This is a genomic window from Rugosimonospora africana, from assembly GCF_016862975.1.
Taxonomy (GTDB): Bacteria; Actinomycetota; Actinomycetes; order Mycobacteriales; family Micromonosporaceae; genus Rugosimonospora; species Rugosimonospora africana.
This window is the reverse complement of sequence record NZ_BONZ01000098.1, coordinates 1-24889: the sequence shown is the minus strand read 5'-3', so window position 1 is coordinate 24889 and position 24889 is coordinate 1. Positions and strand designations below refer to the sequence as shown.

Sequence of the window (24889 nt, the reverse complement as noted above, 5' to 3'; positions counted from 1 at the left end):
GCGGCGCAGCGGCGCAGCGGCGCAGCGGCGCAGCGGCGCAGCGGCGCAGCGGCGCAGCGGCGCAGCGGCGCAGCGGCGCAGCGGCGCCGCGGCGGCCACGGACCACGGACACGGACCACGGACACGGACCACGCGGTCCGGCCGCGCCACCCCTACGACGATTGCGAGCCCCGGTGACCCAGACCCCCGCCAAGGACGCGACGCTCGACGCCGCGCCGGTACCCTCGGCCATTCGTGTCCGCGACGGGCTGATGATCGCGCTGACGCTGCTGACCGGCGCCGCCGACGCCACCACGTTCATCAAGCTGGGTGGCGTCTTCACCAGCGTGATGACCGGCAACATGGTCCTGATGGGGATGTCCATCGGGCGCGGTGACGTCGCCGAGTTCGGCCACGCCGCGCTCGCCGTCGCGTGCTACATCGTCGGTACGTTCGCCGGCTCGCACATCGTCGGCAAGCCCAGGCCCGACGACCGGATCTGGCCCGCCGCGCTCACCGGTGCGTTGCTCGTCGAGTTCGCCCTGTTCTTCGCGGTGGCCTGTGGCTGGTGGGCCGGCCACTCCGCGCCGTCAGGCGCCCTGCAGACCATCCTGCTCGTGCTCAGCACCCTGGCGATGGGCCTGCAGAGCAGCGCGATCCTGCGCCTCAACGTGTCCGGGCTGTCCACCACGTACCTCACCGGCACCCTCACCACCGTGGTGCACGCCCTGGTCAGCCACCGCCGGCTGCGCGGCAACGGGCGCTCGGTCGGCATCCTGTGCGCGCTCGTCCTGGGTGCCGCGCTCGGTGGGCTGCTGGGCACCCAGGCACCGGTGCTGTCGCCGCTGGTACCGCTGGTGGTGCTGGCCGTCGTGCTGATCACGGCGCGAGTGGTACTCGAGGGCTGACCGGTACGCCTCACCAGCTCCCGCGGTGGTCGGGAACCAGGAACACCAGCGGGAGCGTCGCGATCAGCAGGATCGCGAAGATCACGAAGATGTGTGCCTGCGCGATGCCGGGGTGGGCGCTGCGCGCCACCACGGTCGTGGTGATCGACACCGCCATGATGGCGCCGGACTGCCGGAACATCCCGCGCAGGCCGGCGATCGCCGCGACCTGATCCGGTGCCAGTTGCAGGCTCGCGTTGTTCGACGCGGGTACCGACATGCCCATGCCGAGTCCGGTGACGGCCGCGGCCACCGCGAGCCACAGGTACGGAGACAGCCCCCGCGGGGTCAGCGACATGACGATGAGCCCGACGAACACGGTGATGAACCCGACGATCATCGGCAGCCGGTAGCCGGTGCGTCGTAGGGCGGCCACCGCCAGCGCGGCCACGCAGATCATGCCGACCGCGCGGGCGGTCAGCAGGGTTCCGGCGGCCAGCGGTTTGATGCCGAACCGGTCCTCCGCGTACAGCGGCACCAGCGCGCCGAAGCCGAGCGCGGCGGCGCCGTACAGCAGGTTGATCAGGTTCATGGTGCCGAAGCCCCGGCCGCGCAGCAGCCGGATCGGGATGAACGGGGTCGGGTACCGGTTCGCGTGCCGGAAGAACAGCCAGCCGGCCACCACCGCGATCGCCTCGGAGACCAGGAAGACCGGGCTGATCAGTGAGGTGGTCGCGCTGCCGAGGTAGGTGATGCCGAACATCGCGGAGAGGATCAGCACTCCGAGCAGGAGCACGCCGCGCAGGTCGGTGCGGCTGGTGACGCGGGTACGGCTGGTCGGGATGAAGATCACCGCCAGCGCGATGAGCGCGATGCCGATCGGCACGTTGACCAGGAAGATGCCGCGCCACGACCAGGCCGCGACGAAGGCGCCGCCGATGATCGGCCCGACGATGCCGCCGATCGGGAAGATGCTGGCGAACATGCCCAGCGCGCGGTCGCGGTCCTTGCCGAAGTGGTCGGAGACGATCCCGGTGGCCGAGGGCATGAAGGCGCCGCCGCCGATGGCCTGGACCGCCCGGAGTACCACCAGGGTCTCGATGTTGGTCGCGAACCCGCAGGACAGCGACGCGAGGGTGAACACGACCGCGGAGATCAGGAAGACCTTCTTGCGACCGAACTGGTCACTGATCTTCCCGGCCAGCGGCATGGCCAGGACCTGCCCGAGGGCATAGATCGTGATCGTCCAGCCGCTCCAGTTGATGTGCGCGCGGAAATCGTGTTCTATCGCCGGCAGAGCGGTGGCGACGATCGTCTGGTCGACGGAAGTCATGAACAGCGCGATGGAGACGATCGCGAAGATGAGTCGCCGGTGGGGAAGGGCTTCGGGTGGGGCGTCGATCTCGGCGGGTACGGCGTGCGGTGCCGCGCCGGTGGAGCGTGGGGTCGTGTCTCGTTCGACCGTGCTCACGTGCGATCAGTCGGGGCGTCCGGCCGTTTCATCGAGAATGTCGCGGATGATCTGTGCCGGAATGTCCGGCCGGTTGGTTCAGTCGTGCCCATGATCTGCAATATTAGTTGCTTGCCGAAAAGCAATCAACTGTGGGAGGTGTGATGGACACCGAACTCGTGGCCCGCCTGCGAGGGGTGATCGGGCGGCTCGCCCGGCAGCTCAACGTGACGTCGACCGGCGAGGGCCTCACCCCCAGCCAGGCATCGGTGCTCACGCTGATCGCCGTGCGTGGCCCGCTCGGCCTGGCCGAGCTGAGCGAACTGGAGGGGCTCAACCCCACCATGCTGTCCCGGATCGTACGGCGGCTGGACGACGACGGGCTGATCAGCCGGTTGTCCGACCCGGCGGACCTGCGCGCGGTACGCGTCGAGATCACCGCCTCCGGCACGCTGGTGCACCAGCGGCTGCGGAACAGCCGCACCAGGGTCGTCGCGGACTGCCTGAGCCGGCTGCCGGATGAGACGGTCACCCAGCTGTTCACCGCGCTGCCCGCGCTCGAGGCGCTGGCCGAGGAGCTGAAATCCGCGGGTACCGCGACGAAGGGCTGAGCTACCGGTCCGGTCGGTGCGGCAGCGCCAGGTACGGGAACGTGTCGCCGAACGGTACGTCGTTCGCGTCCACCTCGTCGCCGGCCGCCAACCGGGACACCCGCCGGCCGGTCTGTCCGGCGCCCTCCAGAAACCGCAGTTCGATGTCCACCACGTCGTCGGTGAGCCGCCGCCCGTTCGGGAACCCCTGGTCGTCGCCGGCCAGTACGCCGAGCCGTTCCGGGCGGCCGGTCACCGGAACGCTCAGGTTCAGTCGCAGCTGTTCGCTGGGTACGAAGGCCGAGCGCTGCGCCTGCTGGTTCAGGATCTGGCTGGTGAGATCGGCCCGGATCGGCGCCACCGTACCGTCCAGCGTGGGCGCGTCCTTGGCGAGGCCGGTCAGGAAGATCTCGACCAGGTCGTTGCGCGGCGCGGCCGGCACCGGTATCCGGTAGGTCGAACCGAACAGCCGGGGCAGTTCGGGATCCGTGACCCCGGCGATCAGCGCCTTGTCCTGCGCGTCCCGGTCCGGTGTGCTGGCCCTGAACGCGTCCGCCGCCCCGGCCGCGAAGACCCGATCGACCAGCGGGTTCCCCACCCGGGACACCTGTTCCATCCCGCCCGCGCTCCCCTGTTCCATCCCGCCCGCGCTCCCCTGGCCGGACCGGCCGCTTGGCCGCGAGGCGGAACTCCACACGCCGATGACCGGGTTCTTGTCCGGGTCTCCGTTCTCGGCGAGCTCCGACGCGGGTACCTGCAGAGCGGTCGCCAGCACGTTGTATCCGGCTAGCGTGTCGCGGCCGCGTTCGGACAGGTCGCCGCCGTACAGCACGCGGAGGTCGAGGAAGGCCGGGTCGTCGGCCTGCCCGGCGAAGGACTGCCCGCCACCCTTGAGCGGGGTGATCGCCTGCCGGCGCAGCGCCGGGTAGTCCGGCACCGTCCTGCTCTGGCTGACTGTGCCGTTGGCGGCGGCCGACGCCGCCGTCGGCGAGGAGGTCGCCCTCGGAATCGCTGCCGGGCCGGCGTCGGACGACGCCGCGACGGCATCCTTGAGCAGGGTGGTTGACCTGCCGTCCCGGATCTCGGTCAGCGTGTACGTCTGCTTGGACAGCGGTGCCGGGTCGTCGAGGCTGTCGACCGGGCCACCGGTGGCCGGCGTCGTGCCGCCACCCCGCTGGCTCGCTTCGCTGAACACCCAGCGGAACGTGACGTCGGGCCGGGCGTCGCCGTCGCTGTCGACGTTGATGTCGTAGTTCGCCCCGGGCAGGAACACCAGCGGGTCGGACCCGGCGGTCGACCCGTCGAACCGCCGCCAGTCGGCGATCAGCGTCACCGTGCCGTGCCGGTCGGGGCTCACGAAGGCGTACAGGTCTGTGCCCGCGAGCGCCGGGTCGCCGCCGTACGGCGACGTCTCCGGTGGATCGGCCGCCCCGGCCGCCGCCGGCAACAGTCCCGCGGCGATCAGCGCGAGCGCCGCGGCGGCCAGTGCCACCCGCCGGGCACGGAATCCCGGCCGGCAAGCTGCCGCGCCCCCGGACGCTGCGAGGCTCCCGGCCGCCGCGCTCCCGGACGCCACACGCCTGGACGCCATACTCCCGGCTGCCACTCTCCGGGACGCCACGCTCTCCCCCGGCGCCGCGCCGGACACCGGCTGTTCCCGCATACCATCAGATAACCGCAGTGAACCTCGATGCGGGCGGAAACGCGACATCGCGCACCGGCTCCACATCCCACGAGCGTCCACTGTGGAGCTTCATCGCCGATCGGCTGTGATATACACGGGTCGTACCGGAGGGGTGACCGGATGACCGAACTGCACGGCAGGCCGGCTGCCGGGCCGCCGCGCGGCGACCTGCGAGACCCGGCCGGGCTCGCCCCCGACCAGCGGGCGCTGTACGACGCGATCACGCAGGGACCGCGCGGCACGGAGACCGGGCGGATCCCCCTGACCGACGAGGCGGGCCGGCTGCTCGGCCCGTTCGACGTGATGCTGCTGGCGCCGCGCATCGGCGACGCGGTGCAGCGGGTGGGCGTCGCGGTCCGGTTCGGCGGGTTCGCCACCCGCACCCGGGAACTGGCCATCCTGACCGTCGCCGCGGCCATCGGCTCGGGGTTCGAGTGGTGGTCGCACGAGCCGGCCGCGCTGGCCGCCGGGATCAGCACGGCACAGCTCCAGCAACTGCTCGACGGCGAGGTGCCGGACGGCCTGGACGAGCGGGAGCGGGCGGTGGTGCGGTTCGCCGGCGTGATGGCGCGCGACCGCCGCCTGCGCGACGAGGAGTTCGCCGAGGCGAAACGGGTGCTGGGCCGGGAGGATCTGGCCGTACTGACCTGGCTGGTCGGGTACTACGGCATGCTCGGCCTCGCCCTGGAGGTGTTCGCGCCGCCGAACCCGCTGTCCCCGCCAGAGGACTAGGCGACGGATCTGCGAATTCGGGGATCGAGCCGTGCGTGAAAGCGTTCTGCGTTGATGACCGCACGGCGGTGGGTGCCCCGGCAGACGGTGCCGGCGTCGTCGCGGGCGTGAACGGTGAACGTGAGCTGACGGCCCTCGACGGCGGTCAGCTCCACGTCGACCGTGAGCGTGGCCCCCGCGGGGGTAGGCGCCTCATGGCTGAGGTCAACGTGCACACCCAGAGTCTGCTCGCCGTGCTCAAGATGCCCCTGTATGGCGCGCATGCAGGCCCATTCGACAACGCCGACGAGATAGCCGGTGGCGAGAATCGCGGGCAGGGCCGCGAAATCGTCGGACTCGGGCAGCAGGTGCGGAACTGTACGCTCGGCCGGTACCACATAGTCCAGCCGCGCCGTCAGTCCCGGACGCAGTGAGGGTTGCACGCTGCTCCTTCCATCCCGTGAGTCGCCGTCGGCGTGGTCGTGACTTTCAGTTGGACGATTCTCGGGCAGCAGGGTCGCGGGAGCATCAACCCCCGGTGGTACGCGGGCCGGTGTCGGACCCGTTGGCGCACGTGCTGGTTCACGCGGGCCCGCGTACTCGGGACATCAGTCGAGCCGGCGGAGTTCCCGGCGGTAGCGGCGGCCGTTCTCGACGTACATCTTCACGGCGTACGTGATCCAGGAATCGAGGTCAGGTGCCGGACGGTACCGGGCCGGCACGCCGAGCGCGATGGAACCGGACGGTACGACCGCGTCCTCGGGTACCAGGGCCGCCGCGCCCACGCCCGCGCCGCTCTCGACGACCGCCCGGTTGAGCACGATCGATCCGGAGCCGATCAGGCAACGGTCACCGACGGCGCAGCCCTCCAGGTGGGCGTTGTGCCCCACCACGCATTCGGCGCCGATCCGGGTCGGCCACTGTTCCGTGGTGTGCGCGACCGTACCGTCCTGAATGGACGTTCGCGGCCCGACCGTGATGAGCCCGTAGTCGGCGCGCAGAACGGCGCCGGGCCACACGGACGCGCCGGCTCCGAGCGTCACCGCGCCGATGACGGTCGCGTCGGGATGCACGTACGCGTCCGGGTGGATGTCCGGAACCAGATCCCCGAGCGCGTAGACGCTCACGGGCGCTGTCCGGTCTTGAGCCGGTACACGCGCTCCGCGTTGCCGCCCAGCACGAGCGCGGCGGTCTCGTCGTCCGGACACAGCGCGGCGACGGCCCGCGCGTTGTGGGCGATGCCGGGCACGCCGGGCCAGTCGGTCCCGAAAATCATCCGCCGGGTCAGCCGCGCCCAGTTGTGACGCGCGTAGTAGTCGCGCAGCCGCGACGGCGGCAGGCCGGACAATTCGATCCAGACGTGTTCGTTGGACAGGGCGAGAAACGCGGCCGCGTCGTACCACCAGCCCCGCCCGCCGTGTGCCAGCACGATGTCCAGGTCGCGAAAGTCGCGCAGCACGTCGTCGAGCAGGATCGGGTCGGCGTACTTGTTGGACGAGCCCGGAAACGTACTCGTGCCGCAGTGCACCACCACGGGTACCCCGGCGCCGCGGCAGATCTCGTACGCCGGGTACAGCGCGCGGTCGTTGACCGCGAAGCCACCGTGTACCGGATGGATTTTCACCGCCACCGCACCGAGCGCGAGCTGCCGGCGCAGTTCCTCGTCGATCGGGTAGTGCAGGTGCGGGTTCAGGTTCGCGATGGCCCGCACCCGGTCCGGGTTGTGTGCCGCCAGCGGGAGCAGGTCCTCGATCGGCTGGATGCCGGTCACCTTCGGGCTGTACTCGGACATCAGCAGCGCCACGTCGACGCCCTCGGCCGCAAGGTATTCGTCGAAGCGGCGCGGGTCGACGGTGCCCTCGTCGTCGTAGACCCGCCGGATGACCTCGTCGCCGCCGAAGTCGTGGGCCCACTGCCGCCACGCCTGTTTCAGGGTGGGCAGCCGCGCGGCGTGCAGGTGTACGTCGACCAGCAGGTGTCCGTCCAGCATCAGTTCCCGTCCAGTATCAGTTCCCCGTCCAGCATCAGTTTCCGTCCAGCATCAGGTGATCCTCATGACGCGGTCTCCGGCGCGCTCAACGCTACCGCCGCCGCGGCGCGCAGCTCGACGCGGCGCACCTTGCCGGTGGCCGTGGTCGGGTACGAGGACACGAAGCTGATCCGGCGGGGACGCTTGAACGACGGCAGCCGTCGCTGGCAGAACTCGATCAGCTCGCGCTCACCCACGTCGTGGCCGGCGTTGCGCACCACGAACGCGACCGGCTTCTCCAGGCCGTCGGGATCGGTCGCGGCGACCACGACGGCCTGGGCGACCGCGTCGTGGGCCAGCAGGCACGTCTCCACCTCGGCCGGAGAGACCCAGATGCCGCCGGCCTTGAGCATGTCGCCGGTGCGCCCGAGGCACGCGTAGTAGCCGTCGGCGTCCCGGACGTACGTGTCACCGGTGCGCAGCCACTCGCCCTGGAACACCAGTCGCGACGCGTCGTACCGTTCCCAGTACCCGGTGGCCGTCGAGGCACCCCGGACCAGTAGCGTGCCCGGCTCGCCGTCGGGCAGGTCGCGCCCGTTCTCGCCGACGATTCGCAGGTCGTACCCGGGTACCGCGACGCCGGTGGTGCCGGGGCGCACCTGACCCTCCCGATTGGACAGGAAGATGTGCAGCATCTCGGTCATGCCGATGCCGTCCAGGATGTCCACGCCGAAGTGTTCGGTCCACCGCCGGTACAGGGCGGCGGGCAGCGCCTCCCCGGCCGAGGCCGCGAGCCGCACACCGCCGAGCGCGTCGCGCTTGAGGTCGGCGCGGAGCATGCCGGCGAAGAAGGTGGGCCCGGCGAAGAACAGCGTCGCCCCGCATTCGGCGGCCCGGGCCGCGATGGTGTCCGGCCGGGAAGGCGCGGGCTCGAGGATGGCGGTGGCTCCCACGGCAAGCGGGAACAGCAGGGAGTTTCCCAGCCCGTAGGCGAAGAACGCCTTGGCGGCGGAGATCGTGCGGTCATCCGGGCGGATGCCGAGTACCTGCGCGCCGTACGTCTCGCAGACCACCCGTACCGAGCCGTGCCGGTGCATGGCGCCCTTCGGGGTACCGGTGGTTCCCGAGGTGTAGAGCCAGAACGCGGGCGAGTCCTCGATCGTCGGGTACACAGTGGACAGTGGTTCCGCGGCGGCGCACACGTCGTCGAGGTTGTGCACCGGCACCGGGCCGTCCGAGCCGCGAGGGCCTGTGCTCGCCCCCGCCAAAGAACGGCTCCGGCTGTGCTCAGACAGGGGGCCGGATCCGGATACGAGGATGCCCCGCAACTCTGGAGCCTGACTGGCCGCCGCGTAGCCGACCTCGGCGAAGCCGGGCGTCAGCGCGAGCAGCCGCGCCCGGCTGTCACGCAGGAGTTCGGCAAGCCCGTCGGCATACAGCATGGTGGAGACCGGCACGGGTACCGCGCCGATGCGCATCGCCGCCAGGTACACGGTGACGAATTCCGGCGAGTCGGCCATGAACATGACGATCCGCTGCTCGGCCTGAAGCCCGAGGTCGACCAGCGCCGCCGCGGCCCGACGTACCCGCTCGAGTAGCTGTGAGTACGTCACGTCGCCGCCCGGGCCGGTCAGCGCGAGGCGCTCGCCGTCGCCCGCCTGTACCCGCCTGTCGAGCAGATATTCGCTGGCGTTGAAGAGCGTGGCCGTCACGGCAGGTTCACGTAGTCGTAGTCGAACGGCTTGCCGTTGATGCCGTTGCGGGGCGGGGCTATCCAGGAGGCTATCTTCCCGCGCTCGTACACCGGACGCATCAGCGAACGCACGTAGCTCTTGTCGACGTCAGTGGGCAGCCAGGTGTCCTTGCGCTCCGTCCACTCCTGAGTGGACAGTCGCTCGCCGGACGGGCTCGTCTCGATACCGGCGAACACGCCGACCTTGCGGTTGAACGCCACGTGCGGCAGCCGCAGCCGCTGCGGCAGGTCGGCCTCGGCGAGGACCCGGTTCCACCGGACTACCCCGTTTTCACAGTCGGAGATGTACTCCCGGCGCAGGTCGGTGTTCAGGCCGGTCAGCGCGGCGACCTCGGTCTGGCCGATCTCGCCGTCTTCGGTGACCGTGTCGACCAGCATGCCGTCGTCGGTCAGCCGGTGGTCGTCCTTGCGCCGGTCCTCCGACCAGCGGCCCTTGAGCCCGGCGGAGAAGTAGTTGGCCACGTTGGTCGACGTTTCGCCGCCGAACAGGTCGAGCGAGACGCTGTAGTGGAAGTTGAGGTACCGCTGGATGACGTCCAGCGGGATCGCGCCGTGCCCGACCACCTCGTCGGTGTCGTGCTCGCGCATCACCTGCGCGGTGCGTTCCACCACCCGGTCGATGCCGGTGGTGCCGACGAACATGTGGTGCGCCTCTTCTTTGAGCATGAACTCGCAGGTGCGCGACAACGGGTCGAAGGCGCTTTCCTTCAGCGTACCGAGCTGGTACTTGCCGTCCCGGTCGGTGAAGTAGGTGAACATGAAGAAGGACAGCCAGTCCGGCGTCTCCTCGTTGAACGCGCCGAGGATGCGCGGCGCGTCCTCGCTGCCGGAGTTGCGGTGCAGCAGCGCCTCGGCCTCCTCCCGGCCGTCCCGGCCGAAGTACGCGTGCAGCAGATAGACCATCGCCCACAGGTGCCGCCCCTCCTCCACGTTGACCTGGAAGAGGTTGCGCAGGTCGTACAGGCTCGGCGCGGTCGCGCCGAGGTTGCGTTGCTGTTCGACCGAGGCCGGCTCGGTGTCGCCCTGGATGACGATGAGCCGTTGGAGTTCGGCGCGGTATTCTCCCGGAACCTTCTGCCAGACCGGTTCGCCCATGTGCGCCCCGAACCCGATGCGCCGGTCCCGGTCACGCTCGGCGAGGAAGATGCCCCAGCGGTAGTCCCTCATCGCCACGTGACCGAAGTGCGCCCAGCCCTCGCGCCCCACGTTCACCGCGGTGCGCAGGTACACGTCCTGGGTCGGCAGGGTCGGGCCCATGGAGGACCACCAGGTGAGGAAGTTGGGTTGCCAGGACTCCAGCGCCCGCGCCAGGCGCCGGTCGGTGTGCAGGTCGACGTTGTTCGGTATCTTCTCCGTGTAGTCGGCGGCGGTTCCCATGGCTCAGACTCGCTTCCTGTCGAAGCCGGCGCGCATCCCGGTGCCGAACCGGCGCAGCGCGCCGTCCGGGCCGGAAGCGTTGGGGCGATTGAAAATCCAGTTCTGCCAGGCGGACAAGCGCCCGAATATCTTCGTCTCCAGCGTTTCCGGGCCGACGAACCGGTAGTTGGCCTCCAGGCCGGAGAGTGCGTCCGGGCTGAAACTGGCCCGCTCCTCGACCGCGATGCGCACCTCCTCGGCCCAGTCGATGTCGTCCGGGGCGAAGGTGACCAGCCCGAGGGCGGACGCGGCCTCGGCGGGAAGCGGCTGCCCCGCCGCCGCGGTCACCGCGGCCAGCCCCTCGCCGTCGCCGTAGAACCGGGACTGCAGCCGGGTCAGCCCGTTGCCCATCGGCAGCGGTCCGAGATTCATCGGACCGACCGTCACGGCGGCGGGTTCGGCGTCGGGATCGACGTCTTCGAACACCCCGGACAGCTGGTACGAGCGGTCCGCGGCCAAGGCAAGCTCCAGCAGGCTGCCGGCGAAGCAGCTCTCCGGCTCGATCAGCGCCAGGAGGCTGCGGCTGGTCACGTCGAGCCGCTTGAGGGTGCGCTTGAGGTACAGCACGATCTCGCCCACCAGCCAGTCGTCGCGGTGTTCGGCCAGCAGGCTGTCGTAGGCCAGCACCCGGCCGGAGTCCCCTACGGTGCGCAGCACCCAGGTGCCCAACTCCAGCTCGTTGGTCCGCAGGTCGAGGATCAGGTCGTCCAGCTCCCGGGTGACCGCCAGGGTCCAAAAGGCGGTGCCCTGCCGGTGCACGTCCGCGACGCTGCCCGGCGGATCCTCGCGGGGACCGGCGACGGTGATCTCGACCAGGTGCTCGTCGCGGTCCAGGACGGCGCTCACGTACTCGTAGTCGATCCGGTCGCCGTGCCGGCGCTTGGCGAGCGGGGTGAGCTCGATGCCGGTCGCGCCCGCCGGACGGGTGGACCGCCCGGCCAGCTCCGTGGCCCGTGCGGCGACCCGCTGCGCCCACACCGGCCGTGGTACCGCCTCGTCGACCAGCCGCCAGGCGACCGCCTTCGCCCCGGTCACGCCCTCGGCCCGGGTGGCGAAGTAGTCGGCCAGATCGCGGCGCACGTGCCGCTTGTCGACCAGCCGCGTCAACCCCCCGGTGCCCGGCAGCACGCCGAGCAGGGGCAGCTCGGGCAGCGACACCGCCGAGGACCGGTCGTCGATGAGCATGATGTGGTCGCAGGCGAGCGCCAGTTCGTACCCGCCGCCGGACGCGGTGCCGTTGACGGCCGCCACGTACGTCTGTCCCGAGTGGACGGTGGCGTCCTCGATGCCGTTGCGCGTCTCGTTGGTGAACTTGCAGAAGTTCACCTTCCAGGCGTGCGGGGAGGCGGCCAGCATCCGGATGTTCGCGCCGGCGCAGAAGATGCGGTCCTTGGCGCTGGTGAGCACGACGGTGCGCACCTCGGGGTGCTCGAAACGCAGCCGCTGCACGGCGTCGTAGAGCTCGATGTCGACCCCGAGATCGTACGAGTTGAGCTTCAGCTCGTATCCCTCGCGGATCGTGTCGTGCTCCCGCACGTCCATGGCGAGCGTGGCCACCGGACCGTCGGTGGTCAGCTTCCAGTGCCGGTAGGCGGACGGCTCGACCCGGAACTCCACCGGGCCGACCGGATCGGGCGACTCGTCGCGGTCGACGGCCGGGCCGGAGGCTGCGGTGGTCGTCATGAGGATTCCTCCCGGCGCAGCAGGGGCGGTACCCAATGTTCTACATCGTTCAGTCGACCTGTCAAGTAGATGTAGCATGTCGACCGAGGGGGCCACGATGCCGTACGACGAGGACGCGCCGCGCGACGACGCGGCTCGCGGCGACGTAGCGCACGAGGACGCACCGCGCGACGACGCAGCCCGCGACGACATGACCCGCGGCGAGATGCCGCGACCGGCGCTGCGCCGGCGGCACAACGTCGGCGCCACCTCGGCCCCGTCGCTGCTGCTCACCATCCTCGGCGAGTACGTGCTGCCGGCCGGCCGGCCGGTCTGGACCTCCGCACTGGTGGCGGCGCTGGCCGGGTTGGGCGTGGAGGAGAAGGCGTCCCGGCAGTCGCTCGCGCGCACCGCCGCGGAGGGGTTCATCGTCGCCGAGCGCACCGGCCGGCGGGTGCGTTGGCACCTGTCCGAACCGGGCCGCCGGCTGCTCACCGACGGCGCCGAGCGCATCTACTCGTTCGCCGAGCCGACCGCCCGCTGGGACGGGCGCTGGTTGCTGGTGTCGGTGGCGGTACCCGACGGGCAGCGGCAACTGCGCCACCAGTTGCGTACCCGGATGTCCTGGGCCGGCTTCGGCAGCCCGGCACCGGGCCTGTGGGTCAGCCCCAACGCCGGCCGCGAGGTCGAGGCGAAGCAGATCGTGACTGATCTCGGCCTGGCCGAGGCCGCCCTGTCGTTCACCGGGCCGTTCGCCGGCATCGGCGGCCAGCACACGCTGGTCGAACAGGCGTGGAACCTGGGTGAGTTGACCGACCGGTACCGCGCGTTCCTCGACGAGTTCACCGGCGCTTGCCCGGCGCCGGGCGAGCCGACGCTGCTCGCGCAGACCCGGCTGGTGCACGAGTGGCGCCGGTTCCCGTTCCTCGACCCGAGGCTGCCGGCCGAGCTGCTTCCCCGCGACTGGATCGGGCTACGGGCCGGCACGCTGTTCCGCGCCCTGCACGACGGGTGGCACGGTGAGGCGCAGCGGCACTGGCGCGAGCTGGCCAGCGACGCCTGAAGCGTGCCGCTCCGGCCAGCGCCCGACACCTTCAGCCCACCGCCAGGCGGTCGCTCGGCACGAACGGTGACACCAGCATCGGCTCGCCGCAGACCATGATCTGGACGGGACCGGTCACCAATGCACCGGCACCGGCACCGGGCAGTGTCAGGCGCAGCTTCGTGGCCGCGACGCAGCCGCCGTCGCCGTACGGGATCTGGCTGAACCGCAGCAGGAAACCGGAGAAGCCGCCGGCCGGGATGGTCACCGCCCGTACCGGGTCGCCGAACGCGAGCGAGCCCAGGGAGCCGTGCTGCTGGACCACCGGCTCGGCGACGTCGGCGCCGCCGGTGCGGGGAGCGGTCAGGGTGAACGCCGGGTACCCGGAGATCACGCACGGGCGGGACGCGTGGTTGGCAACCCGGACGGCCACCACGACCTGCCCGGCCGCGGCGTTGCCGCCGGGCGGCTGGGACAGCGACAGCGCGCTGGCGGCACAGGACGTGGAACCGACCGGTGCCGCGCTGCCCGCCGGGTCGGTGCCGGCGTTTCCGCCGGGCGCCGCCGCGCCGCCGGAGCCGGTAGCGCCGGCCGCCCCACTCCCGGACATGCCGCCGGCGCGAGTATCCGTCGGGGTGGATCCGGCCAGATAGCCGAAGCTGGGCGGCGCCACCACCGGCGCGGTCCGGGCCTCAGCGGGCGCCGCCGTGCCGTGCGAGCCGCACCCGGCCAGCGCGGCAACAACCACCACCGCGGCGCACGTACCCCGCAGAACCCTGGCCACCATCGCACCATTGAATACCCAGGATCGCCGCGCCGGCTGCCGGAAGGACGTCAGCGCGCGGGATTCGGGACGGTTCGACCAGTCGGCGCGCCTGACGCGCGCGACGGCCCAGACCAGTCGACCGAGCGGGTACGACCCAACGGCCGCCGGCCGGCACCGTTCGGTCGAGTACCCGATCGGCTCTCAACTGGTCCGCGGAGGTCAGCTCTTCAGGAAGGCGAGCAGATCCTTGTTGATCTGGTCCTGGAGGGTGGCGGTCATCCCGTGCGGTGCGCCCGGGTAGTAGATCTCCTGGGCGTTCGCGACCAGCTGGGCGGTCTTGTGGGCCGAGTCCTTGACCGGGACGATCTGGTCGTCCTCTCCGTGCATCACCAGAGTGGGTACGTCGAACTTGGCGAGGTCGTCACGGAAGTCGGTCTCCGAGAACGCCTTGATGCTGTCGTAGGCGTTCTTCATGCCTGACTGCATGCTCCACAGCCAGAACTGGTCGAGGATGCCCTTCGACACCTGGGCCCCGGGTCGGTTCGCTCCGTAGAACATCTGCGCGAGGTCCTGGTAGAACTGCGACCGGTCCTTGAACAGGTTGGCGCGTAGCTCGTCGAACACCTTCAGCGGCAGGCCCTCGGGGTTGTCGGGGCTCTGGACCATGATGGGCGGCACGGCGGACATGAGCACCGCCTTGGCCACCCGGCCGGTCCCGTACCGGCCGATGTAGCGGGCGACCTCACCGCCACCGGTCGAGTGACCGACCAGCGTGACGTCGTTGAGGTCCAGTGTCTCGATCACCGCCGCGAGGTCGTCCGCGTAGCCGTCCATGTCGTTGCCGGACGATGGCTGGCCCGACCGTCCGTGACCCCGCCGGTCGTGGGCGACGGCGCGGAACCCGTTCTGGGCCAGGAAGAGCATTTGGCCGTCCCACGCGTCGGCGCTCAGCGGCCAGCCGTGGGAGAACGTGACGACCGGGCCCGAGCCCCAGTCCTTGTAATAGATCTTCGTGCCGTCCTTTGCGGTGATGTAGCTCATGGATCCCCCCATACGTAGAAAGTTCTCAGACCCCGGTCGGGAATGTCTCCGGCTCCAGCACGCCGGACGGGCGCGTACGCAGCGGCAGCACACCCCGACTCTGGTCGAACCAGAGGAACGCGTCGTACCGCTGGCCGAGCACGGTCGGCACGTACTGGCCCAGGTCGCGCTCGGGGTGGTACACCACGCCGACGGCGCGGTGGCCCAACTCGTCGCTGAGCACGTCGGCCCGTTCCCGCCGGGGAAAGACCGACAATGCGCGGGCTGGCGCGTCCTCGTGCAGGATTGCCTCCACCGACCCGGGCCGGGCCGGTGGCACCGGCATCAGCCGCATCGGGGCGCCCCACGCGTCACCGGCCACGACCGTTCCCCGGTGGGTACCCGACCCGACGAGCACCACCCGGTCGGATCCGTAGCGCTCGCGGGCCAACTGGCCGATGTTCACCTCACCGGCGTCGGCCATGTCCGTCGCCCGGGCGTCGCCGACGTGGGTGTTGTGCGCCCACACCACGGCTCTGGCCTGGGGCCCGTAGTGGGACAGCAGCCGGTCGAGCGTGCGGTCCATGTGCCGGTCCCGGACGTTCCACGACTCGTGGTCGGCGGCCATCATGGACCGGTAGTACTCCTCGGCGCCCGCGACGACCTCGGCGTTCTGCCACGCGCCGAACTCCGCGACGCCGTCGGCGGCGGCCCGCTCCCGCAGCCCGACGAGCAGGTCGACGATCTCGTTCTCGCACCGGGTCGGCACGAACCGGGTGGCCTGCGCGTAGTTGTACGGGTCCTCGTCGTACGGTTCGAAGCACCGGTACGCCGCCAGCGCCGCGGGTACCTCCCCCGGCTCGTTCTCCCGCAGGTACAGCAGGATCTCCCGGAGCGACTCCCACAGCGAGTACACGTCCAGCCCGTGGAAGCCGGCCCGGTCGGCCGGGTCGACCGTCGCGTTGTGCTGGCGCAGCCAGCGGCAGAAGTCGACGACCTCCTCGTTGGCCCACATCCAGGTCGGCCAGCGCTCGAATGCGGTGAGCGCGGCACGTGGGTCGTCCGGCTCGCCGTCGAGCAGGCGCACGCTGCGGTCGACCCGGGCACAGTCCGGCCAGTCGCCCTCCACGGCCACGAAGGAAAACCCGCACTCGGCGATCAGCCGCTGGGTCAGCGCCGCCCGCCACTGGTAGAACTCGTGGGTACCGTGGCTGGCCTCGCCCACCAGTGCCACCCGGGCGTCGCCGATCCGGTCCAGCAGCACGTCCAGGTCGCCGGGGTCGGCCAGCGGCGCGGTCAGGGCGATGACCTCGTCCCGGTACCGTGTCATGATCTTCTCCCCCGCAGCCGTGTGCCCCGCACATCCACGCCGTGTTTGCTCGCACCGTGCCCGCTCGCACCGCGCCTGCCCACGCCATGCCTACCCGGACCCGCCACCGGAAAACTCGTGCGCCGAGGCGGGCCGGCCCGATCGGAGCGGCGCGGTGGGAGCGGCGCGGTTGGACGACCGCCCGGCGGGTAGCGGATGACCAGGAGGTACGGCCATGGGAAGCATCCGCGTGGGCAGCCCCGCGTTCGGCGACCACGACGAGATTCCGGGACGGTACACGCAGACGGGCGAGAACGTCTCACCACCGCTGGAGTGGTCGGGGTTGCCGGACAGCGCGACCGAACTCGTGCTGATCTGCGAAGACCCGGACGCGCCGGGCGGCAGCCCGTTCCTGCACTGGCTGGTGACCGGCATCGATCCGGGGTCGGCCGGGGTGAGCGAGGGGCAGCCGCCACCCGGCGGCAGAGAGTGGCCCAACGGGTTCGGTGACGCGGGCTGGGCCGGACCGCAGCCACCTGCCGGCGATCCGGCGCACCGGTACGTCTTCCACCTGTACGCGCTGGGACAGCCGATCCAACTGCCGGACGCGCCGACCGCGTACGACGTGCACCAGCACGTCGACAACGCCGCCGTGGCCAGTGGCAGCACCGTCGGCATGTTCCAGCGGTGACCGGCGGCCGAGATGCGCGCGGGAACCATGGATCTGGCGGACAAGCGGCGGATGGCCCGGCGGCTCATCGGCCGGACCGGTCGTGGCTTCGCGGAGCGGGCCGGTTTCCCGGTGACCAACAACCCGGCCACCCTCTTCCAGTTGCTGTGCCTGTCGGTGCTGGGAGCCGCCCGGCCCGACCTGGACGCCGCGGTACGGTCCGCCCGGGCGCTGCGCGAGCGCGGTTGGGACACGCCGGCGCGATTGGCCGCGTCACCGGATGACCGGCGGCTGGCCGCCATTCGCGGCGCTGACCCGCGACGCGACGCCCGGCGGATGGCCACCGAACTCCGGGCGCTGGCCCAGGCGATCGCCGAGAAGTATCAGGGCGACCTGCGGCGGCTTCGGGCGGCCGCGCGGCGCGATCCGGACCGTGAACGGCAACTGCTGCGGGCGCTCCCGGGGGTCAGCGACGCGGCCGTCGACCTGTTCTTCCGCGAGGTGCAGGCCGGGTGGCGGGAGATCGCGCCGTTCGCGGACCGGCGGGCGCTGGCGGCCGCGCGCAAGCTCGGGTTGGGCCAGACGACGGCCGACCTGTACGAGGTCGCCGGCGGCGGGGAGTCGGAGAAACTGGCCTGGCTGGTCGGCGCGCTGGTCCGGGTGGACCTGGACGGCAGCTACGACCGGGCCCGGCGGCTATCTCACCCCTAGCGCCCACTTTTCGCGGAGAGCGACCGACCCGGCAGAATGGCGCGCAAGCCACCGGGACAGGAGCACGCGCGTGAAGGTCTTCCTCTCCACCGACATGGAGGGCACCGCCGGGGTCGTCGACTGGTCCCAGTGCCGCCCGCCGAGCCCGGAGTACGAGTACTACCGCACCCTGCTCCAGGCCGAGGTGAACGCGGCCATCGACGGTGCCCTCGCGGCCGGGGCGCGGGAGTTCCTGGTCAACGACTCACACTCGACGATGCAGAACCTGCGCCCCGATCAGTTGCACGGCGGCGCGTCGTACCTGTCCGGCCGGCACAAGCCGCTGTACATGATGCAGGGTCTGGATTCGTCGTTCGACGCGGTGTTCTTCGTGTCCTACCACGGCTCGATGAGCTCGGCCGCGTCCGTGCTCTCGCACACGTACAACCCTCGGGCGATCGCCGACGTCCAGCTCAACGACGTGGTGACCGGCGAGTCCGGGATCAACGCGCTGGTGGCGCAGGCATACGGCGTACCGGTCGTGCTCATCACCGGCGACAGCACCACCGCCGACGAGGCCGTGCCGTTCTGCCCCGGCATCGAGACCGTGGTGGTCAAGGAGTCCATCACCCGGTTCGCCGCCGCCGGACTGCATCCCGAGCGTGCCCGCGAGGCGATCCGGGCCGGCGCGCGGCGCGCGTTGGAGCGCCTCGACTCGTTCTCCGCGCCGGCGATCGCGCTACCGGCGACGCTGTCCGTCCGGTTTCTCAACGGCGACCTCGCCGACCTCGCCACCTGGCTGCGCGGTGTCGAGCGGATCGACGAGAAGACCGTGGTGATGACCGACGACGACCCGCTGCGACTGTTCCGTACGTTCATCACGACGATCCTGCTCACCCGCGCGATCGCCGAGTAAACCCTGTCCTGCGGGCCGCCCTGTCCCGCGGGCCGCCGGGCGATCGGCGGGACGGCGCGCGGCCCGTGAGGCCCGCGACCGCTCTCGCAGGCCGGGCCTCACGGGTGCGGACGGTCAGCTGGCCGACGCCTGGGCGAGTGCCTGCCTGAGGGCGTTCAGCTGGGCGACCTGCCAGTCCTGGAAGGACGCACCGGCCGGGGTCAGTGTCTCGGTGATCGTGCTGACCGGGATCCCGGCGGCTTTGGCCTCGTTCACCTGCGCCTGCACGTCCGGGGTCGCGTTCTGGCTGTTGTACACGTAAAGCTTGATCTGCTTGCTCTTGATCTGGTGGTCGATCGTCGCCTTGTCCTGCGCGCTCGGATCACCGCCCTCACTGATATCGGTCAGAAAGGCCGGCGGAGTGAGCAGGTTCAGACCCAACGCCGGAGACAGCATCGCGAAAATCGACTCCGACGCACCGACGGGAGTACCCGAATAGGTCGCCTTGATCGACGCGATCGCGTCGAAATACGCCTTGAGGTTCTGATTGATCACGGTGTCGTGCTGGGTGGTGAAGAACGACGCGTCGGCCGGGTCGATCTTCTTGTAGTCCGCGGTGATCTGATCGATGACCTGCCGCACGTTGTCCGGGTTGTACCAGCGGTGGGGATTGTCGCCATCCTTCGCGCCGACCAGGTCACCGACGGTCAGCGTGGTACGGGACGAGGACGGGTTGGCCTCGGCGAGCTTGGTCGCCCAGGCGTCGTAGCCGACCCCGTTGACGATGGCGAGCTTCGCCCCGGCGATGTCGCGGCCGTCGGCGGCGGTGGGTTCGTAGTCGTGGGGGTCGGAGTCCGGGTTGTTGATGATGCTGGTGACCTTGACGTGCGAGCCACCCAACTGCTGGGCGAGGCTGCCCCAGAAGTTCTCGGCGGCGACCACCGTGATGACACCGGAGCCGCCGGACGACGAGGCGCCCGGGGCGGTAGTGGAGCAGGCCGAAAGTGCCGCGGCCGCCAGCACGGCCAGGCCGGCCGAGGCGACGAGGGGGCGGCGACGCCGGGCGCGGCCCGGCGAAGAAGTCGAGGACATGTCAGAGCTTTCGTGAGTACGTCTGCCTTCTGGCCCGACGTTAACGAAAACCGGTTCCGTTATCAAATGCGCTGAGCGGCATGGATTCGGCAGGTCACGGCGTTGGCTCCCGGATACCGGACGTCCCTTTACCGGCCTGCTGCGCCGCTGTTCGGGTTCGGCCGGCGGCACCGGTACGGGTGCAGGAATGACGGGACCGGCCGGGGGTAACACCCACGATGGAGGGGGGCGATGTCGATGGCCCAGCACGGCAGCCACAAGTACGAGATCAAGCGCAACCGCCTGCGGAACGAACTGGACAACAGCGGGATTCCGGACAAGCGCGCGGACAACCTCGCGAACGACATCCTGGCGAACGACCACCCGACGAAGAGCCGTACCCTGCCCACCCCGAGGCTCCTGCGGTACCTGCGCAAGCTGACCCGGAAGTCCAGCGCGGGCCGCGGGCGGCGCTGACCCGGCGCCTCCCGCAGGCTGCTGTCGCTGTCGCTGTCGCCGCCGCTGTCGCTGCCGCCGCCGCCGTCGGCGTTGGCGCATCGCGGTCGGCGGATCGCGGTCGCCGCATCGCGGGGGGCGCAGCGCGGCACGGCGGCCACAGGCAGCGACGGCAGTTGCGGTCGCTCGCGCGGGGGCGCGGTTCAGCCGTCGGACTCGGCCGCAGCGGCCCGCCCCGCGCCGAGGTCGCGCCCGGCCGCGACGAGCAGCGGTACCGCCGCGAGCAGCGTGGCCAGCCGCAGCCCGCTCGCGGCGACGAGCGGCGCGCGCAGGCTCAGCCAGTGCGCGAGGAAGCCGCCGAGCACGCCGCCGAGGGAGATCGTCCCCCAGCTGATCATCCGGTACGCGCTGTTGACCCGGCCCAGCAGGTTGCCGGGGACGATGTCCTGGCGCAGCGAGACGGTCACCACGTTCCACACCATGGACGCGACGCCGGACAGCGCGAACAGCGCGCCGACGAGCACGATGTCCGGGGCCAGGCCGGCGCCGAGATAGGCCAGTGCCGTAGTGATCAGAGCCGCCACGAGCGCGCTCCGGGCGCCGATGGCGCGCACCAGTCGCCGGTTGACGAGGCTGCCGGCGACCCCGCCGAGCGCCTGGGCCGCGAGCAGGATCCCGTACCCGCGGGCGGAAAGCCCGAACGTACCGGTGGCCAGCAGTACCATCGTCGACCACGCCAGCTGGTTGCACAGGTTGTTCACGCCGACGATGGCCGCGAGGCCGCGCAGCAGCCGGTGGTTGGCAAGCCAACGCAGCCCCTCGGTGATGTCCGCGATGAGCGACGCCAGGCCGAGCGACGCCAAGCCGCGGGAAGCGGTCACCGGCGTCGCCTGACGTTGCTGGCGCAACGGAGCCGCGCTGGGTTGCTGGCGCAACGGAGCCGCGCTGGGTTGCTGGCGCAAGGGAAGCCGCACGATCAGAGCGGCGGACACGAGGAACGACACCGCGTCGAGCGCGAACGGCAGCCCGGCCGACGCCGCGAACAGCAGGCCGCCGATCGGCGGCCCGACGAATCGCTCGGTCACCGTCTGGCCGGCGTACTGGGCCGCGTTGGCGTTCTGGAGCTGACCCGGGGAGACCACCTGCGGAAGCACCGACTGCGCGGCGTTGTCGAAGACCGTTTCGGCGGTACCGAGCAGAAGCGCCGCCGCGCACAGCAGCCAGATTCGGGCGAGGTGGGTACCGGCCGCCAAGGCGATGACGGCCACCACCGTCGCCTGCACCGCCTGCGCCACCCACATCAGGCGACGCCGGTCGATCCGGTCGGCGAGCGCGCCGGCCACCAACGAGAACAGCAGCCACGGCAGGTAGGCGGCGGTGGACACGGCGGCGACCAGCCGGGGGTCACGGGTCAGGCTCACCGCCAGCAGCGGCAGCGCGGCGGCCGTGGCGCCGTCGCCCAGGCCGCTCGAGATGGTCGCCGTCCAGAGTCGCCAGTATCGGCGGGGAAGCGGCTCGGTGGTCCGGACAGCGGACGCGGTCGTGGTCACCACCAGACAATCCCGGAGCCGGCCGGGTCGACTCTACGATTTAGAGCCGAGCTAACGCCTAGGGATGGTGACGACGTGCTTTTGATCCGGCTGTCCGCCGACGACATCGCGCTGACCCGGTTCGCGGTCTCCCCGCTGGGCGAGACGGTCGCGGCGGCCCGGCTGCTGCTGGCCTCCGGCACGCACGCGGTGCACCTGTCGTGGATCCGGTGGGCCCGGGCGGAGCTGGCCCGCGACCCGATCGACCTCGGCCTCATCGCCGCGATGTTCGCCCGGCCACATGTGCGCCCGCACTTCCTCACCCCGGCGCCGGACACCAGGATGCCCGACTTCGACGACGAGCTGGACGAGCTGCGCCGTACCCGGGCGGCCGACGTACGGGCGAGCATGACGCGTACCTTCGGCCGGCCCGGCGACCTGCCGGCTCCGCTGCGACCGCTGTACGACGACCCCGACCGCGAGCTGCCCCGGCTCGCCGACGACCTCCGGAGCTTGTGGACCCGCCTGATCGCGCCGCACTGGCCGCGCATCGCCCGCGTCCTGGACGCGGACATCGCGCACCGCGGCCGGCGCCTGGCCGACCTCGGTATCGGTGGCCTGGCACCCGAGCTGGACCCGTCGATGTCCTGGACCGCGGACGGTCTCGCGCTGCTGCCCTGGGTCAGCCCCGACTGTGAGCTGCGGGCCAGCGAGGGCGGCCTGGTGCTGATGCCGTCCGTGTTCGGCTGGCCCACCACGAAGGTGAAGATGTCCACCACCACCTACACCACGCTGCGGTACCCGGCGCGGGGCGTCGGCGGTCTCTGGGAGCACCAGGCTCGTCCGCCCGTCGCGACCGCACCGCTGACCCGGCTGCTCGGCCGTCCCAGGGCCACCATCCTGTACCGGCTCGCAACCCCGGGCAGCCCCGCCGACCTGGCGCGCGACCTGCGGGTCACCCCGAGCGCCGTCAGCCAGCACCTGGCCGCGCTGCTCGCCGCCCGCCTGGTTGCCCGGGAGCGCCGAGGCCGGACCGTGCTCTACCTGCGTACGCCGCTCGCGGACGCGCTGTGCGAACCGGATCCGGCCGGCGCCCGGCCCGTGCCCTGACGCCGGTGGCAGCTACACCGGTTCGAGCCCGCGGTGCGGCAGCGGCGGAAGCTCGACGCGGATCGGGTCGCCGGGGCGCACCGTACCGCCGGTCAGCACCACGCCCATCACCCCGGCCTTTCGGATCAGCCCGCCGTTCTCGTCGCGGCCGAGCACCGCGGACATCAGCCCGGACTGGAACCCGTTGAGCTGAACGCAGGGATTGCGCAGGCCGGTCACCTCGACGACCGCCGAGTCTCCCAGCCGCAGCCGGGCGCCCGTCGGCAGGCCGAGTAGGTCGACACCGCGCGTGGTGATGTTCTCCCCCATGTCGCCTGCGGACACAGTGAAACCCGCGTCACGCAACTCGTCGTGGAGTTCGGAGTGGATGAGGTGTACCTGGCGCAGGTTCGGCTGGCTCGGGTCGCGGGCGACCCGGGAACGGTGCTGGACCGTCTCGCCCAGGTGCGCGTCACCCTCCACGCCGAGCCCGGCCAGCAGCCGGATGCCGACCCGGTTCTCCTTGCTGAACACGTGCTCCGCCGTGCTGCTGACCGCCGTGACCGTCGCGTCCATCGCTTCCCCCGTTCTCATCCGGCGCCGCCCGACAGCGCCCTTCTCATCCGACGCCACTCCACAGCGCCCGTTCTCAACCGGCGCCACTCCACAGCGCCCTTTCTCATCCGGCGCCACTCCACAGCGCCTTCGTGTAGGCCAGCCGCAGGCCGTTGCGCTCCATGGTGCGCTGGCTCGCGCTACCAGTCGCGGTGTGGCCGACGATGAGGTCACACCCGGCCTCACGCGCCGCCGCCGCCCGGTGGCGCACCAGCGCGCCCTGGACGCCCCGGCCGCGGTACTCGGGCAGGGTCGCGGCCGTGGCCAGGTAACCCACCCCGTCGGCGAGGAACAGCAACCCGACACCCGCGACCACGGTACCGATCCGGGCTCCGTAGAACCGGACATCCGAGCGCCCGGCGAGCACCCGTACCGACTCGGCCATCGCCGCCCGGTGCCGGTCGGGGAACCCGAAGCCGGTGGCGTACACCCCGGCGAACTCGGCGGGGTCCAGAAGTCCAATGTGGACGGACGGGTCGGCGGGGCCGCCGGTCACGACTCGCGACGCCTCGGCGTACAGGCCGGCATAGAACCCGGTCTGCGTCAGGCCCTCAGCGGCCAGCGCGGCGAACAGCCCGGGCGCGGCCTGGGCGGGCACCACGTCCACGCGCAGCGGCTTGCCGTGTCCGGCGTACCACGCGGCCAGCTCGGGCAGGCTGTCCACACACGCGGCGGTCAACCCCATGACGTGATTGAACAGCGGGTTGGGCAGGGCCTCGACGAGGAACGCCCAGCCCTGGCCGACCGGGCGCACGGTAGCACCGAAGGGGTTGCCGGGAACCCGCGCGAGTGCACCCACCCGCACCCGCAGGTAGTCGCTGTCGACCCGCTCAACCCGGGCGGCGGCATCCTGCGACAACAACACGCGGCAAGGATGCCGGCCGCTCGACCACGAGGTCAACCTCCTTTCACAGGTCGCGTCCAGACCCTTCACCCCACCGATGTCCCATGGCCGCGACTGTTCCCGACGGCCCCGACTCTCGGTGACCCCGGCTCCCGGTGACCCCGGCCGTCGGGGAACCCGGCCCTCGGTGACCCCGGCCCCGGTGACCCGGCCCTCGGTAACCCCGGCCTCCGTGCGGCCTGGAGCTACAGGCGGCCCCGGCTTTTCGGCGGCTCCAGCCTCCGGGTGGCCCCGACCTCCAGGCGACTCCGGCTTTCGGTGGCCTTGACCTCCAGGCGTCCCGACCACCGGGCGCCCCGACCTCCAGGCGGCCCCGACATTGGGTGGCTCCAACCTCCGGGTGGCCACGGCCGTTCTGCTAGCCCCGACTTACGGTGGATCCGACCTCCGAGCAGCCCCGACCTCCGAGCGCCCCCTTTCGGCGGCCCGATCTCCGAACAGCCCCGACCTCCGAACAGCCCTCACTCTCGGTGGCCCGACCTCCGAGCAGCCCGGACTTCCGGGCGGCTCCGGCTTTCGGCGACTCCGACCTCCGGGTGACGACGCCGCTCTGGTGGCCCACGACTCTCCCCGGTGGCTGCGACGGTTCGGTGGGCTCTACTCGCGTCGGTGGTAGTGGTTGCGGCGGGGTTGCTGCTCCGCGTCGATATACGGAGGTGGGATGAATTCGGGTAGGCTGTCGGCGGCGATCCTCACCTGCCACTGGCCCTGATGAATCACGCGGTGATGGTG

At 71.2% G+C, this 24889-nt stretch carries 24 protein-coding genes; 9 read left to right on the top strand and 15 right to left on the bottom strand.

Features of this window, described 5'->3' with window-relative positions; translation table 11 throughout:
- Window positions 1-173: 173 nt before the first annotated feature.
- A complete protein-coding gene (locus Raf01_RS43035; RefSeq protein ID WP_203923923.1) occupies window positions 174-887 on the top strand; it encodes a YoaK family protein in 714 nt (237 codons plus the stop codon).
- 10 nt (window positions 888-897) lie between these two features.
- On the opposite strand, the gene Raf01_RS43030 is transcribed toward Raf01_RS43035, so the two are convergent.
- On the bottom strand, window positions 898-2337 hold the full coding sequence (locus tag Raf01_RS43030) for an MFS transporter (RefSeq protein ID WP_203923922.1): 1440 nt from the start codon (window positions 2335-2337) through the stop codon (window positions 898-900).
- A 143-nt stretch (window positions 2338-2480) separates the two neighbouring features.
- Here Raf01_RS43030 and Raf01_RS43025 point away from each other — a divergent pair, with 143 nt between their 5' ends.
- Window positions 2481-2927: a MarR family winged helix-turn-helix transcriptional regulator gene (locus tag Raf01_RS43025; RefSeq protein ID WP_203923921.1), complete on the top strand. Its 447-nt coding sequence runs from the start codon at window positions 2481-2483 to the stop codon at window positions 2925-2927.
- A 1-nt stretch (window position 2928) separates the two neighbouring features.
- On the opposite strand, the gene Raf01_RS43020 is transcribed toward Raf01_RS43025, so the two are convergent.
- The gene (locus tag Raf01_RS43020; RefSeq protein ID WP_203923920.1) at window positions 2929-4398 is read right to left on the bottom strand and encodes a DUF4331 domain-containing protein; all 1470 of its coding nucleotides are present in this window, start codon (window positions 4396-4398) and stop codon (window positions 2929-2931) included.
- A gap of 312 nt (window positions 4399-4710) precedes the next feature.
- On the opposite strand from Raf01_RS43020, the gene Raf01_RS43015 reads away from it, so the two are divergent.
- Window positions 4711-5322 (top strand): carboxymuconolactone decarboxylase family protein, encoded by a 612-nt coding sequence (locus tag Raf01_RS43015; protein WP_203923919.1) that lies wholly within the window; start codon window positions 4711-4713, stop codon window positions 5320-5322.
- Here the strand turns inward: Raf01_RS43015 and Raf01_RS43010 are convergent.
- The 6 genes from Raf01_RS43010 to boxC form a co-directional block, all read right to left on the bottom strand.
- Entirely contained in the window at window positions 5319-5744 is a 426-nt protein-coding gene (locus Raf01_RS43010) for a thioesterase family protein (RefSeq protein WP_203923918.1), read from the bottom strand. The genes Raf01_RS43015 and Raf01_RS43010 overlap by 4 nt on opposite strands.
- A gap of 165 nt (window positions 5745-5909) precedes the next feature.
- A complete protein-coding gene (locus Raf01_RS43005) occupies window positions 5910-6428 on the bottom strand; it encodes a gamma carbonic anhydrase family protein (RefSeq protein WP_203923917.1) in 519 nt (172 codons plus the stop codon).
- A complete protein-coding gene (locus tag Raf01_RS43000) occupies window positions 6425-7291 on the bottom strand; it encodes an amidohydrolase family protein (protein WP_203923916.1) in 867 nt (288 codons plus the stop codon). Before Raf01_RS43000 ends, Raf01_RS43005 begins: the two co-directional genes overlap by 4 nt.
- A 62-nt stretch (window positions 7292-7353) precedes the next feature.
- A complete protein-coding gene (locus tag Raf01_RS42995; protein ID WP_203923915.1) occupies window positions 7354-8982 on the bottom strand; it encodes a benzoate-CoA ligase family protein in 1629 nt (542 codons plus the stop codon).
- Window positions 8979-10400, bottom strand: a complete 1422-nt coding sequence (gene boxB, locus Raf01_RS42990) for a benzoyl-CoA 2,3-epoxidase subunit BoxB (protein WP_203923914.1) — start codon at window positions 10398-10400, stop codon at window positions 8979-8981. The genes Raf01_RS42995 and boxB overlap by 4 nt, the downstream gene beginning before the upstream one ends.
- Before the next feature lie 3 nt (window positions 10401-10403).
- Window positions 10404-12122: a 2,3-epoxybenzoyl-CoA dihydrolase gene (boxC, locus tag Raf01_RS42985; protein WP_203923913.1), complete on the bottom strand. Its 1719-nt coding sequence runs from the start codon at window positions 12120-12122 to the stop codon at window positions 10404-10406.
- Between the two features lie 76 nt (window positions 12123-12198).
- Here boxC and Raf01_RS42980 point away from each other — a divergent pair, with 76 nt between their 5' ends.
- On the top strand, window positions 12199-13164 hold the full coding sequence (locus tag Raf01_RS42980) for a PaaX family transcriptional regulator (protein WP_239134424.1): 966 nt from the start codon (window positions 12199-12201) through the stop codon (window positions 13162-13164).
- Window positions 13165-13195: 31 nt separating this feature from the next.
- Here Raf01_RS42980 and Raf01_RS42975 read toward each other — a convergent pair whose 3' ends face one another.
- The 3 genes from Raf01_RS42975 to Raf01_RS42965 all read right to left on the bottom strand — a co-directional run bounded on the left by Raf01_RS42975 (window position 13196) and on the right by Raf01_RS42965 (window position 16259).
- Window positions 13196-13930, bottom strand: a complete 735-nt coding sequence (locus tag Raf01_RS42975; protein WP_203923912.1) for a DUF4232 domain-containing protein — start codon at window positions 13928-13930, stop codon at window positions 13196-13198.
- A 198-nt stretch (window positions 13931-14128) separates the two neighbouring features.
- Window positions 14129-14950 carry an alpha/beta fold hydrolase gene (locus tag Raf01_RS42970; protein ID WP_203923911.1) on the bottom strand — a complete coding sequence of 274 codons (822 nt, stop codon included), beginning with the start codon at window positions 14948-14950 and terminating at the stop codon, window positions 14129-14131.
- 25 nt (window positions 14951-14975) lie between these two features.
- Window positions 14976-16259, bottom strand: a complete 1284-nt coding sequence (locus tag Raf01_RS42965) for an erythromycin esterase family protein (protein ID WP_203923910.1) — start codon at window positions 16257-16259, stop codon at window positions 14976-14978.
- A 214-nt stretch (window positions 16260-16473) separates the two neighbouring features.
- Here Raf01_RS42965 and Raf01_RS42960 point away from each other — a divergent pair, with 214 nt between their 5' ends.
- From Raf01_RS42960 to Raf01_RS42950, 3 genes are all read left to right on the top strand, one after another.
- On the top strand, window positions 16474-16929 hold the full coding sequence (locus tag Raf01_RS42960; protein ID WP_203923909.1) for a YbhB/YbcL family Raf kinase inhibitor-like protein: 456 nt from the start codon (window positions 16474-16476) through the stop codon (window positions 16927-16929).
- 27 nt (window positions 16930-16956) lie between these two features.
- Window positions 16957-17619, top strand: a complete 663-nt coding sequence (locus Raf01_RS42955; RefSeq protein WP_203923908.1) for an HhH-GDP family DNA glycosylase — start codon at window positions 16957-16959, stop codon at window positions 17617-17619.
- A 70-nt stretch (window positions 17620-17689) separates the two neighbouring features.
- Window positions 17690-18514, top strand: a complete 825-nt coding sequence (locus tag Raf01_RS42950; protein ID WP_203923907.1) for a M55 family metallopeptidase — start codon at window positions 17690-17692, stop codon at window positions 18512-18514.
- Between the two features lie 114 nt (window positions 18515-18628).
- Here Raf01_RS42950 and Raf01_RS42945 read toward each other — a convergent pair whose 3' ends face one another.
- Entirely contained in the window at window positions 18629-19585 is a 957-nt protein-coding gene (locus Raf01_RS42945) for a metal ABC transporter solute-binding protein, Zn/Mn family (protein ID WP_203923906.1), read from the bottom strand.
- Between the two features lie 231 nt (window positions 19586-19816).
- Here Raf01_RS42945 and Raf01_RS42940 point away from each other — a divergent pair, with 231 nt between their 5' ends.
- A complete protein-coding gene (locus Raf01_RS42940) occupies window positions 19817-20041 on the top strand; it encodes a hypothetical protein (protein ID WP_203923905.1) in 225 nt (74 codons plus the stop codon).
- Window positions 20042-20223: 182 nt separating this feature from the next.
- Here the strand turns inward: Raf01_RS42940 and Raf01_RS42935 are convergent, their stop codons facing one another.
- Window positions 20224-21570, bottom strand: coding sequence for an MFS transporter (locus Raf01_RS42935; RefSeq protein WP_203923904.1), 1347 nt, complete (start codon window positions 21568-21570; stop codon window positions 20224-20226).
- A 75-nt stretch (window positions 21571-21645) separates the two neighbouring features.
- On the opposite strand from Raf01_RS42935, the gene Raf01_RS42930 reads away from it, so the two are divergent.
- Window positions 21646-22659, top strand: coding sequence for an ArsR family transcriptional regulator (locus tag Raf01_RS42930; RefSeq protein ID WP_203923903.1), 1014 nt, complete (start codon window positions 21646-21648; stop codon window positions 22657-22659).
- A gap of 12 nt (window positions 22660-22671) precedes the next feature.
- On the opposite strand, the gene Raf01_RS42925 is transcribed toward Raf01_RS42930, so the two are convergent.
- Both Raf01_RS42925 and Raf01_RS42920 read right to left on the bottom strand, forming a co-directional pair.
- Window positions 22672-23232: an MOSC domain-containing protein gene (locus Raf01_RS42925; RefSeq protein ID WP_203923902.1), complete on the bottom strand. Its 561-nt coding sequence runs from the start codon at window positions 23230-23232 to the stop codon at window positions 22672-22674.
- An 85-nt stretch (window positions 23233-23317) separates the two neighbouring features.
- The gene (locus tag Raf01_RS42920; RefSeq protein WP_203923901.1) at window positions 23318-24118 is read right to left on the bottom strand and encodes a GNAT family N-acetyltransferase; all 801 of its coding nucleotides are present in this window, start codon (window positions 24116-24118) and stop codon (window positions 23318-23320) included.
- Window positions 24119-24889: the final 771 nt, after the last annotated feature.

What these genes read in the sequence shown, in the direction of transcription:
- Raf01_RS42960 (WP_203923909.1), top strand. Translation starts at nt 16,474, where the DNA reads ATGGGAAGCATCCGCGTGGGCAGCCCCGCGTTCGGCGACCACGACGAG.
- Raf01_RS42965 (WP_203923910.1), bottom strand. Translation starts at nt 16,259, where the DNA reads ATGACACGGTACCGGGACGAGGTCATCGCCCTGACCGCGCCGCTGGCC.
- Raf01_RS43000 (WP_203923916.1), bottom strand. Translation starts at nt 7,291, where the DNA reads ATGCTGGACGGACACCTGCTGGTCGACGTACACCTGCACGCCGCGCGG.
- Raf01_RS43025 (WP_203923921.1), top strand. Translation starts at nt 2,481, where the DNA reads ATGGACACCGAACTCGTGGCCCGCCTGCGAGGGGTGATCGGGCGGCTC.
- Raf01_RS42955 (WP_203923908.1), top strand. Translation starts at nt 16,957, where the DNA reads ATGGATCTGGCGGACAAGCGGCGGATGGCCCGGCGGCTCATCGGCCGG.
- boxB (WP_203923914.1), bottom strand. Translation starts at nt 10,400, where the DNA reads ATGGGAACCGCCGCCGACTACACGGAGAAGATACCGAACAACGTCGAC.
- Raf01_RS43015 (WP_203923919.1), top strand. Translation starts at nt 4,711, where the DNA reads ATGACCGAACTGCACGGCAGGCCGGCTGCCGGGCCGCCGCGCGGCGAC.
- Raf01_RS42945 (WP_203923906.1), bottom strand. Translation starts at nt 19,585, where the DNA reads ATGTCCTCGACTTCTTCGCCGGGCCGCGCCCGGCGTCGCCGCCCCCTC.
- boxC (WP_203923913.1), bottom strand. Translation starts at nt 12,122, where the DNA reads ATGACGACCACCGCAGCCTCCGGCCCGGCCGTCGACCGCGACGAGTCG.
- Raf01_RS42980 (WP_239134424.1), top strand. Translation starts at nt 12,199, where the DNA reads ATGTCGACCGAGGGGGCCACGATGCCGTACGACGAGGACGCGCCGCGC.
- Raf01_RS42975 (WP_203923912.1), bottom strand. Translation starts at nt 13,930, where the DNA reads ATGGTGGCCAGGGTTCTGCGGGGTACGTGCGCCGCGGTGGTGGTTGTT.
- Raf01_RS42970 (WP_203923911.1), bottom strand. Translation starts at nt 14,950, where the DNA reads ATGAGCTACATCACCGCAAAGGACGGCACGAAGATCTATTACAAGGAC.
- Raf01_RS42940 (WP_203923905.1), top strand. Translation starts at nt 19,817, where the DNA reads ATGTCGATGGCCCAGCACGGCAGCCACAAGTACGAGATCAAGCGCAAC.
- Raf01_RS42925 (WP_203923902.1), bottom strand. Translation starts at nt 23,232, where the DNA reads ATGAGAACGGGGGAAGCGATGGACGCGACGGTCACGGCGGTCAGCAGC.